Raw genomic sequence first — 20,135 nt, 5'->3', positions numbered from 1 at the left:
AGTAGTAATCGTTTTCTTTATCTTTGGTTTCAGTTGCGTACGCAATGTCTCATTCGGAGACTTTGAGTGGAGGTGTTTATGTATAATAACTTATTGTTTCAGTTGCGTACGCAATGTCTCATTCGGAGACTCAAAAACTAACACCTGATCAAATTGATAGAGCGATGTTTCAGTTGCGTACGCAATGTCTCATTCGGAGACCCTACGCTTTCAAACCCTTTGGTTTCAAAGAACTTACAAGCCTAAAATTCAGAACCCCTGCAGTTTTTATTAACTTCTGCTTAAAATCAGTATAGGTTCTGAATCGCATTTTATTATCCAATTATACCTTAAAAAGTATAACCTGTCAAGTCTTCGATAGGAGGATACATATACATTAGATAGTATAATTTGTCAAGCCTTCAAAAGGAGGACACACCTTTATTTTTAACCTATCAAGTCTAAATTTACCCAAAATATTATTCACCATATAGGAGAATACGCCTTTATTTTTAACCTATCAACTTTACACAATATTATACACTACCCGATAACAAATTAGTAGAATTTATTAAAAGTATAATTATAAAACAACTAAAAGTGCCAAAAATGTCTCCAATTAAGTTTTGCCAAAGTATTGAAAAAAAGAGGCTGGGTTTTTTCACCCAGCCTCAGTTAATATTTTTATATTAATTATCGGGTAAAGACCAGTTTCTTAGTGTATTTCTTATCTGCGGTTTTGAGAGTGTAGAAGTAAATACCTTCGGCAACCTTACGATTATTTTCATCAGTGCCATTCCAAGTATAGTTGTAAATACCTTTTACCAGATGAGTATTGACTAAAGTTTTTACTAATCTACCCGAAGCATCATAAATCGTGAGATTCACATCACCAGGTTCGGCTAAGGTAAAGGAAATTTTGGCTAAACCATTTGTTGTCGGATTCGGTTTTGGGGCGCTAAGAGCAGTGATTAGTGATGTCTCATGTCGATTTTCTTCAGTACCAAGCGGTCTGCCTTTTAATCGGACATCATCTATAAAGATATTATTACCATATTCAGAAATACCTAAAAATGCGAAATAGAAGGTACCACTTAAATCACCCAAGTAAACTGATTGTTCTTCCCAAGCAAATGCTGAAGCAGGCCGAGGAAGAGTAACAATGTCAGTCCAGTTTATACCGTCAGTTGAAGTTTGCACTGTAATACGGTCGTTACTGTTCGGATATCCTGGGTCACGGGTCATATAGAACTTCAAAGTGCAAGGTTGCGGAGTCGTGCCCAGATTGATTGCTGGAGACCTGAGTCGGGATGAATTCCCTGCTGGCGCAAGGAATGAATAATATCTTGCCATTGCTGTGCCTTCAATTGGTGTACAGGTGGGATTAGTTCCTGAAGTTTGGCGCGACCATGTGTTATTAGCACTTGTTCCTGATACGCGAATTGTATCCCAGCCTGGTGGTGGGAATACAACATCATTAAAACCTTCCATTAGAATAAAGGCATGTACTAAAAATCCTCTACTCTTTCGGTTATTGTCGGGTCTTTCGTCACCAGCAAGCAATGTTCTAACAAAGACCGATTCATATTCAGTGATAGTCGGAGTCCAAGTAGCAAATGTAACCACAGTCGTTTCGCCTGCGGCTAATGAAGTAACGATCTTGGTGTCCTGATATCTAACCACATTTCCTGCACCAACAATAGTACAAGCAACAGGGAAATTGGTTTGGGTCGCGGTTCCATAATTTTTAACTACTGCTCTCGGAATCAATGGTGTATTTGCTTGATGACTACCAAAAGGAGTAATAATTCGAAGGACACCCACATCGTTGGCTGGAGGTGGTTGACTTGTTATTGTGAGTCTAATATTTGGTCGGTTATATGTTTGGGTGAGACTGGTTGGTTGGCTGGCATCACTTCTTCCACCTCGGGTTCGATAATTCGGTGATGTTGTGGTATAGCGCCATTGGGGACAATCAGTGGATGAAATATATTGTTGGAATCCTTTAACTATTAAGATACGAAGATTTTCTGAGTTGTTGTAGTAAAAAGGAGTTGTAAGTTGCACTTCACGCCAACCGGTTCCAGCATCATTGGGGAATGGACCAGAATAGACTAATTCCCAAGGTGCGGTTGGTGGTAAGGTAATGGAACCAGTTGCAAGTGTTGCTTCAGTAGTATGACACATATAAATATCAACTGGTGTAATTGGGTCAGTATTAGGACCTAATTCTCTTTCATATGCAATGTGGGTAATATTGCCCGCGGCTCCGATTTCTGACTGGAGATAAATTACTTCATGTGTATTATAGTTATAATAACGGTCTAACGGTTCAGTTCTCTGATAGGTCGTGGCAGTTCCAATAACAATTTGAGTTGAAGTTGAAACATTACAGGTCGAAGTTTTGCGGTCATTGGCTGGATTTTCATCACCTGCCAGGTTAGTTCTCATAATCACCGTTAACATCTCCTGTACGGTCGGTGTCCAGGTGTTAAAACTTATTACTGTATCGCGACCTGCAGCCAAGGAAATTGTCCTGGAATGAGTAAAGCGAACAAGACCACCGGGATTAACAATTGAACAAACAACAGAAAAGTTAGTTTGATTAGCACTGCCGTAATTTTTTACTTTGGCTTGAGGAGTCATTGGTGTATTCGGTTGATGCATATTGCCCGGGCTGACAATCTGGTCAATGCCAACATCATTCATCGCCGGATACCAGATTTCAATATCATCTATCATCCATGAGAACCAAAGACCCGGTCCATTTGGTGGTGGTGGGTCATCAGCATGCCAAGCAATTTTTACCGTCTGGCCAGCATAAGCATTTAAACTAATAGTTATTGGTGTATCCCAAGAACTCCAGCCGGAATCTGGAGGAGTTAATGCCGAAAGGTCATAAAGCGTTGTCCAAGTTGTTCCGCCATCAGTAGAGATTTTCGTATAGTAATGGTCATCATAATTTGAACTACGGAACCCATAGGTCCGCCAAGTTAGATTATAAACTCCTCCTGGTGAGCCAGTAAGAGTAATTGGCGGTGTTATTAGCCATTCATCTTGATAATTATAAGACCACCAAAGTCCTGCTGATGCAGGTGCACTATAATAATAGGGTGAAGTGGTAAATCTGGACCAATAACAAGGATATCCGCCTTGTGTGCCAGTATTATTCTGAATTCTCGTCCAACCAGTTGGTGGAAATGTCGTGCCGGTAAAACTTTCCGAGAAAATCGTCACTTTTACCCTGTTCAGATTAGGGAAGATAATTGGTTCTCTTATTATAATCTGTTTCGATGTCTTGGAATCAATCCCAAGGGCTTCGACTTTTGATGTCGGGGCTGAGGCATTAATTGATATTACTAACCCTAACATCATTATTAGTATTAATACTTTTTTGCTCATTGCTTCCTCCATTTAATTTATAATTTTTTGTTTATTTGTTTTACTTACAGGTACCTCCTCCTGCCAATTATGGCAGATATTTGTTTTAATTATACGATTACAAACATTATGATATTTAGTTACAGCAACCGCACACCAATCTAATCTCACACAGAACAAACCGTTTTTCATTATTATCAATCCAGCATTGGAAGACTTAAAAGTATACACCATAAGGTTTAATCATTTATTCAATGATTTTTATATTATCATACAAAATTTTTCTGAATTTGTCAAGGATAAAATAGATGCATTCTCCTTTTTCTTGTTATAATTATCATTTTTCTTGTTATAATTATCATTATTTACCATCGGCAGATACACCTTTATTTTTAGCATTTCAAGTCTAAATTTACCCCCAAAATATTATACCCTACTAACAATGGCCGGCAAAGTCTTTATGGACGAAAAAAGAATTTACTAAAAATTCTTGACGTTACCTAATATTTTTAACATATCTAACCTAAAATTACACATTAAATAAAGAGCCTAAAACCTAAACAAAATTGTTAAATCACAAAAAAGCGAAATTTTTTATCGATAAGTCACTATAAACAATCTTAAAAAACAAATATTATCTCAACCTCACATCCCTTTTTAATGCAAACTTTCCTTAGCATATCTTTCGTATTCTCTTAATTTGGTAAATTTGTAAAACTTTAAACATTTGTATAATAATCTTTACTCAATTGGGATAAATTCGCAATAGTTGTTGACTTATTAGAAGTTTGACATATTATTTTTTTATGTATTTTCGTCAAATTTATCCGTCCAATACGCATGTCGTTGATTTTATAAGATATTTAATCCAAGAGAAAAATTTTTCCCCATACACCGCAAGAGCCTATCAGATTGATTTGAGCCAATTTCTGGAATTTCTCTATGACCGTAAAGAGATTAAAGATATCACTCAAGTGAAACGCGAAGACATCAGAGATTTTATTGGTTATCTCTTAAAGTATGGTTATGAACGCAGTTCTGTGGCAAGAAAACTTTCTTCCCTAAAATCATTGTATCGCTATCTGATGCGTAAGAAATTAGTGCAAGTTAATCCTGCCCGCGTTGTCAAGACCCCCAAAATCACTAAAAAATTACCTGGTTTTTTAACTCAATATCAAACGCAAAAGTTATTGGACATTCACGGTAATGACGAACAGTCTTGTCGAAATCGAGCAATTATGGAAGTGCTATACGGTGCTGGTCTTAGAGCCCAAGAACTGATAAATCTAAATCTTAGTGATATTGATTTTTATAATGAAGTTATTTTAGTTAAAGGTAAAGGCGGTAAAGAACGAATTGTGCCTTTAGGCAGTTATGCCCAAAAAGCGTTAAAAGAATATCTGGCAATCCGAAAAGATAAAAACAACCCCGCGGTATTTCTAAATCTTAAAGGAAAGCGATTGACCACACGCTCGGTCCAGATGATTGTTAAATCTCAAATTGCTCGGCTGGCAGATGCGGTTCGGATAAGTCCCCATACTTTAAGACATACTTTTGCAACTCATTTATTAGAACGGGGCGCAGATATAAAAGCAGTGCAAGAACTTTTAGGTCATAGTTCTTTAGCAACAACCCAAATATACACCCATCTTTCAGTAGAGCGGTTAAAAAAAATCTATGACAAAGCCCATCCCCGCTCGGGAAAAGAAGAATAAATGTTGATTTTATTCTACCTTTTGACAATTTTTGAATATCAGGAAATTGGCGGAAGTAGTTCCGCATTACAAATATCTTCAACTATCCAATCAACCTATAATGCAACAGCAATAAATCCCTCTTTATTATCTCGTCTTAACAAAAATGGTATCGGTTTAGTCTATTGTCGACCTTTTGAAATCAGGGAACTGCAATATAATCGGCTGAGTTTAAACTATAAAAATTTTGGTCTCGGCATAACCCGTTTAGGCTTTATCAGTTACCAGGAATATACTTTATCATTTTCTGCTGGTTTTGATTTTAGTTCTCATCTTGCCTATGGCATTATGGTAAAGGGATTGTATTTAGATTTATCGGATTATGGTCAAACGATTATGCCGGCATTAAATTTAGGAATCTCTTATTTTGTGGACAAAATCAATTTTTCTGCGGTATTAGAAAATTTTAATTATCCCCAAAATTCTTTGGGCGAAAAATTACCCTGGCAGGTTTTAGCCGGAATTTTATTTGAGCCCGTATCCGATTTTCGGTTTGGCGGAGATTTGATTAAATCTCCAGAAACCCAATATCTTGCAATCGGCACAGAGTTCAAATTGCTACCAGAACTTACCTTCTGCTTAGGAACGAAAACTAATCCCTTAATTTTAAGCACAGGCTTAAGCATTATTTTTAAGAATATTCATTTTGATTATTCCTTTCAATACCATACGAAACTTAAGCAAACCTCAATCTTTAGTCTGGGTTATTTTTGGTGAGTCGGTGTGTTTGAATTGGAATGTAAACTATTCCTAATTATGAGATGGTAATTATTTTACTGATTTCTCTTTTTTCCCAAGATTTACTTGAAGAAGATATTGAATTACCAAAAGAGACCATAACCCAAGAAGTATTTGAAGAGTTAAGCACTAACCCGCTGGAGATAAATACTGCCGGTTATGAGGAATTAATCAGAATTCCTTATTTGACTCCGGTTACTGTCAATCAAATTCTGCTAGTCCGTAAAAAGAAAGGCAAGTTTAATTCAATTTCCGAGTTGTTAGAAATTCCCAGTATTGACATAGAACTCTTTGATAATATTAAGCATTTCATTACAATCCGAGAACAAAAACCACCTAAAATTCAAAGTCAACTCCAAACGAAAATAATTCTGGACAGCCTAAAAAATCTTTTCCGAACCGAAGAATGGGAAACAGCAACTCGCTTGAAATTTTCCTTGCGACACTTAGCAACAGATATCAGGATGATTTTCCTGACGGACAAAGATGCTAAAGAAAGGAGTTTTACTGATTTCTCGTCAAGTTCAATTTCCATCACGACGAGGAGTAATCGTATTGTATTGGGTAATTATACAATGAATTTCGGTTCGCAACTACTCTTTGCAGGTCCGACCTCTTATCTTAATCCTAGTAAAAACTTCTCCTTAGAACCCAATCGTGCGCTAAATGAAGTTAAAAGTGTTTATACCTATCCATCCCTTTTTGGTGTCGGCTATTTTCAGCAGTTATCAGATTTCGGCATTTATACTTATCTTTCTTCATCCTATCTTTCTGCGGAGATAAAGGATGGCTATGTCTATAAAATCTATTATTATACTAAATTTATTGATTCTACAACTATTGCCCGTCGCAACCAACTGCGGGCTGATTTGATGGGATTGAGAATAACCTATTCCCAACCGTCTTTTATGCTCGGCTTAACATCTTATCATAATCGCTATGATAAACAATTTGCTCCTAAAGATTCAACCAATTCATTTTATGGTTCAAACTTAAATCTCTTCAGCATTGATGGCAAAACTCATCTTGGTCACTATTTTTTAAGAAGTGAGATTGGATATAGTTTATATTGGGGTTTTGGTGCCAGTGGACAAATCATTGGCGACTGGCGATGCTTAAAAGTAAATTTTGATTTCTATGCCCAACAGAAAAATTTCTTTTCTCCTTACAGCCGATGGAAAACTTTAACCTCTCGCAAAGACCAGATTTATGCTAAATTTAATATCTATTACAATCTTATCGGTTTTAAGATGTATTTTTACACTAGCACGAAACAAAACTTTATTTCCGACTCATTACCAGCCAGAGTGCAATTTCGCATTAACCGAAAACAAGGACCAATTGAAATTGGACTGGTGCTAAAAAGTAATTATCAAGAAGCAGTTTTAACAACTTATGGCACGCGCTTTGATTTTAATTACCAGGTATTAAAAAACCTAAATCTGGTGATGAGAATTGAAGACCGCTATGTAAAAGATTTCCCCAAACTCGGCAGATTATTTTCCTGTGGTGCAAAATTGACTTTGCGCCAGTTCAAAATCGAGTCTCAAATATATTATTTTGATGTTAACTCCTCTGATTGTAAAATCTATGTTTATGAATCCGGCGCTCAAGGACTGAACCGAAATTTTGTTTTTAATAAAAGAGGATTAAGAATTTTTAGTTCTTTTGAATCCCATCTCTTTCGATACCTCAAGATTGCCGGACGAATTGGATTTACTAAAATTCAACCAGAACTCAATCCGCTAACACCAACCCATAACCAAAATCTGGATTCTGCAGTGCAACTAACATTTGAAATATAGAACTCAAGTATTTATTATCTAATACCAATAACTTATTCCTTGCGTTAACCATAGATTAAAATATTACTTTAACAAAAATTAGAAGTTGTTTTTATTTAACTTTAATTTTTTGTGTATTATCTTAAATTTACTATAACAAAGGAGAATAGCCTTTTCCGTCATCTATGGTATTTAATCGCAAGATAGGGATTATTATAAAAAGGTTATTAGACAAGTCGTTTAATTTATCTTTATTTATCGCCGTAAATAATCTATTTTGAACCAGATAACAAAATCAATTCTGTTATCTGTCGTTAAAAGAACACCACACCATATCAAACAGGTCTCCTTATACCAGTTTATGAACGAAGAGAAAAAGAGTATAAGGTTACACAAGAAAGATTAGTTCAGTTAGTCCATTCAGAAAATTAAGCAGGTGGGAACTTGTTCTATTTGAAATTTATAAGGGGCTAGGCCGGGGCTAGCCCAAGCCAGACTATATCCCAGCATATCGCATATAGTCATTTACCCTATAAGCGTAATAAGAGGTCGCCTACCAGTTAGCCTAATTCGCATAGTAAAATATTTTGAAGTTTGTATCTCAATCTGTAAAAACCAGATATTCTTTTAAGACTTTTCCCAATATATGCTTGTTTATTTATAAGACCGCCTTTGAAATAACTTAAAACGTAATCTGACAGAAAATCAAATATCAGTTTAAATAGCAATCTTATTAGAACGATTTGTGCTACAATAGGTTATAAGTTGGATAATAAACTTTTGGGTTAGAGACTTTTGAAAGCACCATTTGAGCAGGTCCGACCGGATAGAGTTGGAGTGATGCTTTTTTGTTAAATCCTTGCCATTGATGAAAGAGATTTCATCATCAATTCCTCTTCCTTGCTGGAAGAAGTCAGATGGGGGTGATTCTGAAAATTTCGCCTTCCTTTTATTCCTTTCCATCAAGGAAGAGCAAATGGCACAGAGTGCTCGGCAAAAGTCATTTTTCCTATGCAGACATAATAAAAACTAACGGACATCTGTAGAAATCTAAGAAAACACGCCAATTCATCAAAAAACATATCCTTGATTTCTCTCTTTTGTCTCTTTATTGTTTGCTTTCGCGATTATGGTTTCTGTTTTGATGGTTAGTGCTTATAGTTTAGAAATACCTTTGCCCATTAAATCGCTCAAAATTTACCTTTGTCTTCTTTATTTTAATTATCAAAGCGCCATCTTTTCGGATATTAAAAGATTTTATTTGATACTGTTCAATTAAATCAAGCACCTCTTGATTAACTTTTTTTCTGCCTGTGATAATAATATATTCAGGTTTAACTATATCAAAAAGTAATGGATTGTTTGCTTTCTTACTTGCGTGATGGGGAGATTTTAAGATACAAGATTGGACGGGTAAATTAGCAATAAGTTCCGCATCATCTAAATCTCCTGGAAAAAGAAACGATATATTGTTATATTCAAGTTTCAAAACAATAGATATATCATTAATCTTTAGCGCCTCTAAGGCATAGATTCGTCTAATTTCTCTATCCGGCGAAAAAATCTCGGCTTTTAATCCTAACCCTTTTATTGCCTGCCATCGGTCCGCATAGAATACATTTACTCCCTTACGCTTAATACCGTCAATAAGATTAGTATACACTGTGTCCTTAGATTTGTCAGTTGCGACGATTATATTTAGTATCTTAAAATCATTGAGTAAATTTCTGAATCCGCCATAATGGTCAAGATGGGGGTGGCTGATTACTGCGAAATCAATACTTTTTATACCTTTACTTTTTAAGAATTGTGGAACAATTTCATTTTCTTCTCCCGCATCAATAAGCATCTTTCTTCTATTAGGCAATTCTAAAAATATGGCATCACCTTGTCTGAGGTCAAGAAAAGTGATTGTGAAATAATTTGGTTGTAAAATACTTTTCCCAACCTCAAAATTAAGACCGATTAATAGTATTGCTATAGAAATTTTTCTCAAGAGCGCCTTTTTCCAGAAAAGAATTACTAACACTCCAAGATAAAATAATAGTATTAATAACATCGAAGGTCTACCAGGTTCAATTATCTGCCAAGAAAGATTGGCAAATTTCTCACTGATAAAAATTATCAGTTTTAGTAATAACCATAGGGTATTCGCGTAGATTTGGGCTAATGGCTTAAACAAAGGATTTAATAATAAAACCAAGAAACCTAAAGGTAGTGCCAAAGACACTAAGGGCACAATTAATAAATTAGCCCAAATGGTCAAAATTGGAAATCGAAAGAAATGATATAATAGAATCGGCGCTGTTCCTATTGTGGCACTAAAGGAAACAATTAAGGGCAAAACCAGATAGTTTTTAATAATCTTTGGCATTCTTTTATCTTTGAGTGTCCCATAAAGTTTAGGTGTAATTAGAATTATGGCAAGGGTAGCAGAAAACGACAATTGGAAACTAACATCGTTCAGTGCCTGGGGTGAAATTAAAAGAATGATAATTCCTGCAATAAAAAGACCATTACGCGGTTCATAGTTTCGTTCTAAAAATAGTCCTAAGCAAGCACAAATTGCCATTAAACCCGCACGAACCGCTGAATATCTAAATCCGATAATTGCCAAGTAAAAAATTGTTATCAAGATAATAATTACTAATTGCCCAATTCTCCTAATGCCAACTATCGGCAGTAATAAAATTAAAATACCAATAAGAATTGCCATATGAAGCCCAGAAATTGCTAAAATATGGGCGACTCCGGCATCAGCAAAAGTTGCTCTCATACTTTGGGACATGCCTCGCTTTTCACCCAACACAAAGCCTAATAATAAATCTTTCTCATCGGCATCAAAAAAAGTATCAATCGTTTTGAAGAAATATTGGCGCAAGGGAATAATTAAACTTTGCGTAATCCGATTGCCTTGTTTAGTTTTTAAGACTTTAATTTCAGAACCACTAACAAAAATATTGCCCAGATAGCCTTGTTTATGATAATATTGATTATAATCAATCAGATTGGGATTTCTGGGAAAATCAAACGGAACGATTTTCGATTCACATTCAACAATATCGCCGTAAGATAAAATTCTTTCTTCTGACTTAACAAATAAAAAAACTTTTCCAAACCCGACCGAGTTATTAATCGCCAAAATCTTGGCTGTATAGCGATTACTAAATACAATCGGTTCCTCGACAATCTGCAGTCTAATTTTAAGAGGTGTATCAAAATGCGGAAAACTTGCGGCAATTGATTGAGATAGTTTTTGTTGGTTAAAGTTAATTGCTGAAGCGAAAAACAGAGCAAGATATAACAAGTAACCTTTGGTAAAAATCCCAAGAACTAATGCTACGATGGCCGATATTAACAAGTATAAAGTCGAAATGGAAGCAACTTGCATCAGAAGAATACCACCAACAATTGCAATTAATGCTTTCAGGGTAGCATATCGCATCTTCTACTTACTGATTACAGGATAAATAATCTTTGTATGTTCGATAAACTTCTCAAAATGTTGTTAAATTCAATCCTTATGAGATATTTCTTTGAGATACTTTTCATATTCATTTTTAACTTTATTAAAAGTTGGTTCAAATTCTGTAAATTCAATCCATCTTATATCTTTAACTTTCTTAAACCAAGTTATCTGTCTTTTGGCATATTGACGAGAGCGGGTTTTTGCAATATTAATTGCTTGAGTTAAAGAAATCTCGCCATCTAAAAAGCGGATTATCTCTTGATAACCGATGCCGTTAAGCGCATTATGTTCTTTAGTATAGCCCATCTGCAAAAGGTTCTTGACTTCATCAACTAATCCGTTTTCCATCATCACATCAAATCGTCGATTTATCTTGTCGTATAATAACTTTCTGGGCATTGTTATTCCAACATAATATGGTTCATATTGCGATTTCTTAGTTTCAGTCTTTAATTGAACTGATAACGGTTTTCGGGTCTGCTCGTAAATCTCTAAGGCTCGGATAATTCTTTGACGGTCCTGACAGTGGATGCGTTGAGCCGATTCTGGGTCAACAATCTTCAGCCGTTCGTATAATTCATCTAAAGGCTCGCGAGATAGAACTTTTCTTAGTTTCAAATCTCGGGGTGGGGCAGAAAAGAAAGGTTCAAATAATGCTTTTAAGTATAGACCCGAACCACCAACTAAAATGAATCGTTTATTTTGCGTAGTCAACTCTGCAATCACTTTACTTACATCTCGGGCAAAATCAGCCGCAGAATATAAAACATCAGGTGTGACAATATCAACCATATGGAATTTTATTGAATCGCCATTAGCCTTTAGCCATCTGCCATCTGCTAATTGTGGTTTTGCTGTGCCGATGTCCATATATTTATAAATTTGCCGAGAATCCGCAGAAATAATTTCCAAATCGTATTGCTTTGCCAGTTCAATGGCAATTGCGGTTTTTCCGACACCGGTCGGACCGACTATAGTAAATATCTTCATACTAATAACGAAATTTCAAATTCCCAATGAATAATTATATTCAATCATAAACATTAGACTTGAATAGGTATTTTAATCTTATCCTTTGAATTGGTACTTGCAATCTTATCCTCTGAATCGGTACTTACAATTTTATCCCTTGAATTGATATTTATAATCTTATCCTCTGAATCGGTACTTATAATCTTATCCCTTGAATTGATATTTATAATTTTATCCTTTGAATGCAGATTTTTTATAGTTATAATTTAAAACTTGGTGCTTTGAATTTAAAATTCCCATCAAGTTATCTGCCAAATTTTTTATCCAACTCCTCTCTTGAAATTTTAATTATCGTTGGTCTGCCATGCGGACAGAAATAAGGGTCTTTACAAGCAAAGAGTTTATTAATTAGAGCCTCCATTTCTGGTTGAGACAATCGCTGATTAGCCTTAACTGCACCTTTACAAGCAATTAATTTCGCAATTTCTTCCTTAAACGAAAGTTGTTTTTTATCCACCCGGGTTAATTCTAAGAAAAATTCCTGAATATCATTTTTCGTTAAATTGGCACTACTGGGCACAGATTCGACCACAACACTTCGACCACTGAAGACTTTAGTCTCAATGCCTAAAGACGATAAGGTTTCTTTTATCTCTTCGTAGATACTAAACTCTTCCGGTGTTAATTCCATAATGATTGGGAAAAGTAGTCCTTGGGTATCAGTCTTGTCATCCTGTCGTAAAATGTCTTCAAAGATTATCCGTTCAGCCGCAGCGTGTTGGTCGATCACACAATAGCCAGTCTGCACCTGAGCAAAAATATAAGAATTATGCAATTGCCAGAATCCTTGGGGCATACCTTCAGTCTCGATGAATCTACTTTGAAATAAAGTTGTCTCTTCTGATAATTCTTCGCGGCGTTTTAACCCCAGGGTTTTTCGGATTGCTTCACTGATAAAATCATACAAAAACCGTTCATCGGCAAATCGCACCTCTTGTTTGGTTGGATGGATGTTAACATCAAGATTTTCCGGACTGGTTTCTAAAAACACAATAAAATTAGGGTTATTTCCGCGTAGGGTGCCGGCATATCCTTCATAGATTGCCTTCGATACCGTCCGATTGCGCACCGGTCTTTGATTAAATACCACTTGCTGAATCTCATAAAATGTCTTGGCAGTTTCTGGAGCCGAAATATATCCCCAGAATGAAATAATCGGATTATCAAATCGGAACTCAAAGAGACTAGAAAATACCGATTTTTCTAAAAAGAGTTTTAGCCGTTCTTTAATAGTAGATACTTTGGGTAACACCAAAATTTCTTTGCCATCATTGTAGAGCGAAAAAGCGATTTCCGGATAGATTAACGCATAAGCCCGGAGTGTCTCAATGATAAGTTTCAATTCGTAACTGTCGGATTTGAGAAATCCCCGACGAACCGGTAAATTGTAAAATAGCGTTTGGACGGTAATGGTTGTACCCCGTGCTCGAGCAATTTCTTTAATTTCCGTGATGTTGCCGGCTTCTGCCGATAAAAATGTGCCAGTTGACTTCTCGTCTGTATTGGTTTCAATTCTAATTCGAGAAACCGCAGCAATACTGGCTAAGGCTTCACCACGAAAGCCATAACTTTTTAGTGTCTTTAAGTCATCAATTGTTGTAAGTTTACTGGTAGCATGGCGTTGAATGGCTAATCTGACATCTTCTCGAAACATACCAATTCCATCATCAATAACTTTGATAAGATTCTTTCCGCCTTCTTTTAATTCAATTATGATTTTCTGACTTTGGGCATCAAGAGCATTTTCAATCAGTTCCTTAACGACCGATGCGGGTCGATTAATGACTTCACCGGCCGCAATCTTGCGAATTGTCTCTTCAGATAATATTTTAACTCGACTCATTTTCTAAAATTGCACATCCCCAAAATTTTAGATTACAGGTTTAATATTTCTGAAAGGTCATATTTCATACCATAAAAGTTTTAGATTATAGGTTTAATATTTTCGAAAGTCTATTTTCATTACATATTTAGATTAGAGGTGTAATATTTCCGAAAGGTCATATTTCATACCATAAAAGTTTTAGATTACAGGTTTAATGTTTTCGAAAGTCTATTTTCATTACATATTTAGATTAGAAGCGTAATATTTCTGAAAGGTCATATTTCATTCCATCATTTGCTGCAATGACTTTGATACCCGTCTGTTGCGTTAATTGTTCCGCAAGTATCCAGGGTTTGGCTTTGAGCATAGTCATTCCAAAATGAGTTATAATTGCGGTCTTGGGTTTTGCCTTTTGAATAATGGTCTTAACATCTTCTAAAGACAGATGCTCAATTTCACTGGGCTGAAGACGAATCACATTAAATATCATAAGATCCGCTTTATAAATCTCCGCCAGTTCAGGAAAATATTTAGTATCTACAACATAAGAAATTTTTATCTTACCATTGTCAAAAATCAGACCGTACACATCACCAGGATGGTGTTGTTGCTTAGGCGTTGTGAAATTAATGCCATTAATCTTATATTTGCCGTGTTCGTGTAATATTATAATTTCGTCCAAAAAATCACGCAAGTAATTTAAGACCACTTTATCATTACCTTCTAAAGCATCTTGAGGGCAGAAAAGTCTTCCGCGTTTAATAGTTCCGCCTGTAGTCATGGCCTCAATCATAATATTAACATCATTAGAATGGTCTAAATGTTTATGCGAAAGGATAATTGCGTCCAGTTTCGTTGGGTCCAGATGATGTTTTGAAGAAGTAATCTTTACTAATGAACCAGGTCCTGGGTCAACAATAAAATTCGTATGATTGAGCGAAAACCAGATACCACCTGTTGCCCGTAATTGTTTTGCGACAACAATCCGGGCACCACCTGTTCCTAAAAAGACAATAAAATTTGTTTCGGTTGATTTGTCTTTGATGATATTTGATTTAGAAGTTTTCACTTAATAAAGATATTGAAAATTAGACCAATGTCAACCCTATGCTTACTAAGATTATTTGCAGAATCGACCGATTAAACTTTTGATAACATTTCTTGTCTAATATAATGTATGACAACAATAAAGTTGAATAAGAAAAATAACCAGTGGAGGACAAAATGAATAAGTTCAAAAGAAAATTAATATCCGCTATTATCATAATTTTGACTTTTCTTGTCACCACGCCTGCTCTTTTTGCTGATAACTCAAAGTTTAATTATCAAACTGAAACTACCTGCCATCAATGTTTCATTCAAAAGCCAAAATTTAAGATTAAGTCATTTCTTAGAAGACAAAGAATGCGTCGATTATGCCGGAGCCGACTGTGCCAACGCCGGCTGTGCCAACGCCGACTCCGTCGTCTTATGCGACGATGTGCTCGTTGCGAAGCACAACGAGAACGATTTATGCGCAGACACTGTAAACACTGGCAAAGACCATAATATCTGTGCTTTTTTTAGAGTTTTAAAAAACTACTTATTGACACCAAGTATATTAGCGTTAAAATAAAAGAACTATATCACAATCAGTTTTATGAATCTTTATTAAGAAGCGATGAAATTAAGGTTTTCTTTTTTCTTGGTAGTTAGTATATTATCTTTTTCTCTTTTTAGCCAACCGTTGTCTTTGGATGATTGTATTTCTATCGCTAAACAGCATAATCTTTCTCTGCAACAATTTTTAACGGAGATTGAGGTTGCACGGGCTCATCTCTCTGAGGCTAATGCGTCTTTTTATCCGAACATCAGTCTTTCAAGTAGTTATCGGAAATCAGGTAATGTCGGTTCAGAACCGTCAGGTAATTTTTCCACCGGCATTAATGCCCAGTATCCGATTTACCAAGGGGGTTCAATTCGGGCTGGGTCACAAATCGCAAAAGCGCGTATAAAAATTGCTCAAGCCAATTATCGGCAAAAAGAGAATGATGTTGTGCTTGCAGTTAAACAGGCATTTTTTAAGATTAAACAAACTCAAGAACAAATTGCGCTTATAAATACGGTCTTAAAACGCCGTCAGGAAAATCTCGTTTTAATTAAATTAAATTATTCTGTAGGCAGAGAAAATCAACCTAATGTTGCTTCGGCTGAAGCCAATTTAGCCCAATCTGAATATGATTTATTTCAGGCACAAGAAAATCTGAAATTAGCCAAAAGCACACTTAATAGATTACTTAATCGTAATGAAGATTTTGAGATTAGTTATGATGATAAGCCAAGCGATTTTCCTGAATTGGATAGTCTTATCCGTGAAGCCCATAATCAAAGACCTGAAATTATTAGTCAAAAGATTAATCAAGTGATTGTCCAAAATCAAAAAATGCAGGCGATTAGTAATTATCTGCCCAATATCGCGGTATCGTCATCATATGGTTTATCCGGTGAAAACTTTTTCGAACAAAATGATAATTGGTCTTTGGGTGTTGGTTTGTCTTGGTCAATTTTTGATGGTTTTTCAACTCAAAGTAAAGTAAAACAGGCAAATATTGCCATTAAACAGCATGCCTTAAAATTACAAGAACTTGTTAATAGTATTGAATCCGAAGTCAAACAAGCACATTCCGATTGGATTTTAGCAAAGCAAAATCTTGAAATTAGTCGTAAGAGTCTCTCGGCTACTCAAAGTGCTTATCAATTGACTAAACTGCAATATGAACAAGGAAGAACTTCCTACTTTTTTTTACAACAGAAAGAGAATGAGTTAACTCAAGCAGAAAATAATTTGCTCAATGCGTTATATAATTTGCGTAATGCCGAAGCAAAATTAGCCTTTACGGTTGGTAGAAACTACTGATGTTTTGTTGGATAATACACACAATGCAAAGGAAAAATTATTATATGCGGGCTGTAATGAAATTTGACGAACTTCCAAAAGAGATTTGGCTTTAACAAAATGAAGTCCAATGCTGATATATCCATCTTTACTTTGGTCAGTTCAGTTGCATAATTAACCTCAAATGGTAATGGCGCTATGTATCGTTTAGTTTCTTTGATGTTGTTCTCTTCAACTCAAGCGAAAAGTTCTATGCAATGTCGTTTATTTGTATCTTTCCGTGCTCAGCAGTATTTTCGCGTCTATAGTTTGCGTGCGACAAATGCAAATTAGCGTATGTCAATGGCATTAACAAGAATCGTTGGAATGCACAAAGTTATCCTATCCTGTAGGAAGGAGTAATTGATGAAGAAAGTATTAATAAGCATTGTTATTATCGTTGGGGTAATTATCATCGTTGGTGGATTTTTTATTCTGCGTTCAAGTTATGTTAAAAAATCCCAGACACCGAAATTAACCACATTTGAAGTAACTAAAGGTAATATTGAGGTAAAAGTTATGGCAACAGGCACGATTAGACCTTATACTCGAGTTGAAGTCAAATCACCAGTTAGCGGTCGAGTCGAAGAGATTTTAGTTGATGAAGGTGCAAAGGTAAAACCTGGTGATATTTTGGCGTGGATTTCTAGCGAAGACCGAATTGCTCTTTTGGATGCAGCGCGGGCAGTTTTAGAATCGGCACAAAAAAGCCATGACTCTTCACAAATCCGCTCGGCCCAAAAATCTTATGAAATTGCGGAGAAGGCATATAAACCAGTTCCTCTGACTAACTCTATTGCAGGTGAAGTCATTTCTCGAAGTTGTGAACCAGGGCAAAATGTTAATACTCAAACAACCCTCTTTGTAATTTCTGACCGATTAGTTGCCAGTGTTACGGTTGATGAAGCCGATATTGGTAAAATTGAACTCGGACAAAAAGCCCAAATTACTTTGGACGCCTTTCCCAACGAACCGGTTTCGGCTAAAGTTACTAAAATTGCTCGCGAAGGAACTATTGTTTCCGATGTCGTCGTTTATAATGTGCTGGTGGAACCAGAAAAAGTGCCAGCAAAATGGGCTTCTGGTATGACCGCTAATGTCGAATTCTTTGTCGTGAAAAAGGATAATGTGCTCCTTATTCCCAAAAGCGCAATTAAAGAGCGAAATGGCAACCAAATCGTGCAGGTTTTTGCCAGTAATAAACCCGAACCAAGAAAGATTATCGCTGGTGTGACTGATGGCAAAATGGTAGAAGTAGTTGAAGGCCTATCTGAAGGTGATAAGATCCTAATAGGTGGTCCACAAAGTATCGGTGGACATAGCACTGAGGCTGAACGCAGAATCCGTCAGATGATGCGCGCAATGCCGCCACCTGGAGGATTTCGTTAATAAAATGAAAATTTCCCCATAGTTTAGTTGGTCAATATGCTTGAACTAAAAAATATCAGTAAAATTTACCGCATGGGAAAAGTTGAACTTCAAGCCCTAAAGAATATTTCATTCCGCGTTCAAGATGGTGAATTCATCGCAATTATGGGACCTTCCGGATCCGGGAAGTCAACTTTACTTAATATTCTGGGTTGTTTAGACATTCCCAGTGAAGGTAAATATTTTATTGACGGAACAGATGTCAGTGAATTTTCAGATTCCCAGTTGGCTCAAATCCGCAATCAAAAGATTGGATTTGTTTTCCAAAATTATAATCTATTACCTCGTTTAACTGCATTGGCAAATGTTGAATTGCCGCTTATCTACTCAGGTAATCATGCCCAAAGAAAAGAGATTGCCTATAATGCCTTAAAACAGGTAAATCTTTCGGAACGTGCTTATCATCGACCGATAGAACTTTCTGGAGGTGAGCAACAAAGGGTAGCCATTGCTCGTGCCTTGACCAATCGGCCTTCTGTAATTCTTGCGGATGAACCTACCGGTAATTTAGATTCAAAATCCGGCAAAGAGATAATGTCAATTTTAAGTGAACTTAACCAAAAGGGTATAACGATAGTAATGGTAACTCACGACGACTCAGTTGCCGCTTATGCACGAAGAATTATTCGACTTAAAGATGGCGAAGTCGTATTAGACCAACCCGTTTCGGGTAAACCCGTAACTGAACAAGTCCCAAAACCAATTTCACCTTCTGATATCAAGATATCAGCAATTAAGAAAAAGCGCCAGTTTACTTTAGCCGAAATTAGAGAGAGCATTACCATGGCCGTGGCGTCAATCTTTGCTAATAAACTCCGTAGTTTTCTCACAATGCTTGGTATTATTGTTGGCGTCTCGGCCGTAATCACAATGATTGCCATTGGCCAAGGTGCCAGCGCTCAAGTAACAAAACGCATAAAACAAATGGGCGCAAATCTGGTAATGGTAAACCAATTTCGGAGAATGGTCGGCGGTGGAAGTTTTACACCTCTTTCGTATGCGGATGCAAAAGCAATTGCTGAGCAATGCCCTTCAGTGGCAAGAGTTGATGCTTCTTTTCGTCGCAATGGACAAGTCGTTTATGGTAATCAGAATATTAATACGGAAATTAACGGCACTACGTCCAATTTTCCCATAATCCGAAATTTTCCGGTAGAACGCGGTTCTTATTTTACCGAAGAAGACAATAAATTGATGCGTCGAGTGGCAGTTTTGGGGCAGACCGTGGTCGAGAAACTTTTTGGCGAAACTGACCCGATTGGACAATACATAAAGATTAGACGCAATATCTTTCAAGTAATCGGAGTAATGAGTAAAAAAGGCAGTAGCGGGTGGCGTGATGAAGATAATGTGATCTTTATACCGTTAAGAACTGCCCAGAAAAGATTATTCGGCTTAGACCGAGACCAAGTAACGGAAATCAATGTTGAAGCCAAGAGTGAAAAACTTGTGGAAAAAGCCACCGAAGAAATAACCAAATTACTGCGTGAACGACATCGGATTCGAGCCGGACAAGACGACGATTTCAATGTCCGCTCTCAGGCAGAAATTCTTTCTACAGCCCAAGAGACCAGTCGCACCTTTACTCTCCTTTTAGCCGGCATTGCCATTGTCAGTCTCATTGTTGGCGGTATCGGTATTATGAATATAATGTTCGTGTCCGTTACTGAACGGACTAAAGAAATTGGTATTCGTAAAGCAATTGGTGCGCAAAGGATTGATATTTTGGGGCAATTTTTGATTGAAGCGGTCATTGTCTCTTTATGCGGCGGCGCCATTGGCATTATTTTGGGTATTGGTGCCAGTAAAATAACTAGCCAATTGGCAAATT

12 protein-coding genes are annotated in these 20,135 nt (G+C 36.4%); 7 read left to right on the top strand and 5 right to left on the bottom strand.

Translation table 11 applies throughout. The annotated features are described in order from the left end of the window. Window positions 1-672: 672 nt before the first annotated feature. Window positions 673-3,381, bottom strand: a complete 2,709-nt coding sequence (locus N2201_04755; protein MCX7785522.1) for a choice-of-anchor J domain-containing protein — start codon at window positions 3,379-3,381, stop codon at window positions 673-675. Window positions 3,382-4,166: 785 nt separating this feature from the next. On the opposite strand from N2201_04755, the gene xerC reads away from it, so the two are divergent. The 3 genes from xerC to N2201_04740 are packed head-to-tail and all read left to right on the top strand — an operon-like array spanning window position 4,167 to window position 7,657. Beyond that, a complete protein-coding gene (gene xerC / locus N2201_04750) occupies window positions 4,167-5,075 on the top strand; it encodes a tyrosine recombinase XerC (protein MCX7785521.1) in 909 nt (302 codons plus the stop codon). Beyond that, complete coding sequence (locus N2201_04745; GenBank protein ID MCX7785520.1) at window positions 5,076-5,831, top strand: hypothetical protein; 756 nt, start codon at window positions 5,076-5,078, stop codon at window positions 5,829-5,831. 44 nt (window positions 5,832-5,875) lie between these two features. Beyond that, window positions 5,876-7,657, top strand: coding sequence for a helix-hairpin-helix domain-containing protein (locus N2201_04740; GenBank protein ID MCX7785519.1), 1,782 nt, complete (start codon window positions 5,876-5,878; stop codon window positions 7,655-7,657). Window positions 7,658-8,798: 1,141 nt separating this feature from the next. Here the strand turns inward: N2201_04740 and N2201_04735 are convergent. The 4 genes from N2201_04735 to N2201_04720 form a co-directional block, all read right to left on the bottom strand. Next, window positions 8,799-11,081 carry a DNA internalization-related competence protein ComEC/Rec2 gene (locus N2201_04735; GenBank protein MCX7785518.1) on the bottom strand — a complete coding sequence of 761 codons (2,283 nt, stop codon included), beginning with the start codon at window positions 11,079-11,081 and terminating at the stop codon, window positions 8,799-8,801. Between the two features lie 69 nt (window positions 11,082-11,150). Continuing rightward, a complete protein-coding gene (miaA, locus tag N2201_04730) occupies window positions 11,151-12,095 on the bottom strand; it encodes a tRNA (adenosine(37)-N6)-dimethylallyltransferase MiaA (protein MCX7785517.1) in 945 nt (314 codons plus the stop codon). Between the two features lie 286 nt (window positions 12,096-12,381). Then, window positions 12,382-13,980 (bottom strand): DNA mismatch repair endonuclease MutL, encoded by a 1,599-nt coding sequence (mutL, locus tag N2201_04725; protein MCX7785516.1) that lies wholly within the window; start codon window positions 13,978-13,980, stop codon window positions 12,382-12,384. Window positions 13,981-14,212: 232 nt separating this feature from the next. Further along, window positions 14,213-15,031, bottom strand: coding sequence for an MBL fold metallo-hydrolase (locus N2201_04720; GenBank protein MCX7785515.1), 819 nt, complete (start codon window positions 15,029-15,031; stop codon window positions 14,213-14,215). Window positions 15,032-15,262: 231 nt separating this feature from the next. Here N2201_04720 and N2201_04715 point away from each other — a divergent pair, with 231 nt between their 5' ends. The 4 genes from N2201_04715 to N2201_04700 form a co-directional block, all read left to right on the top strand. After that, window positions 15,263-15,577, top strand: coding sequence for a hypothetical protein (locus N2201_04715; protein ID MCX7785514.1), 315 nt, complete (start codon window positions 15,263-15,265; stop codon window positions 15,575-15,577). Window positions 15,578-15,622: 45 nt separating this feature from the next. Continuing rightward, the gene (locus N2201_04710) at window positions 15,623-16,858 is read left to right on the top strand and encodes a TolC family protein (GenBank protein ID MCX7785513.1); all 1,236 of its coding nucleotides are present in this window, start codon (window positions 15,623-15,625) and stop codon (window positions 16,856-16,858) included. Window positions 16,859-17,242: 384 nt separating this feature from the next. Beyond that, window positions 17,243-18,265: an efflux RND transporter periplasmic adaptor subunit gene (locus N2201_04705; protein ID MCX7785512.1), complete on the top strand. Its 1,023-nt coding sequence runs from the start codon at window positions 17,243-17,245 to the stop codon at window positions 18,263-18,265. A gap of 36 nt (window positions 18,266-18,301) precedes the next feature. Beyond that, a partial coding sequence (locus N2201_04700) for an ABC transporter permease (GenBank protein MCX7785511.1) occupies window positions 18,302-20,135 on the top strand: 1,834 nt, incomplete at its 3' end.

It is taken from the genome of candidate division WOR-3 bacterium, from assembly GCA_026418155.1.
Taxonomy (GTDB): Bacteria; Hydrothermota; Tepidihabitantia; order Tepidihabitantales; family CAIPLT01; genus JAOABV01.
Note: the sequence above shows the minus strand (reverse complement) of the source record. Positions and strands in the feature narration are given on the sequence as shown.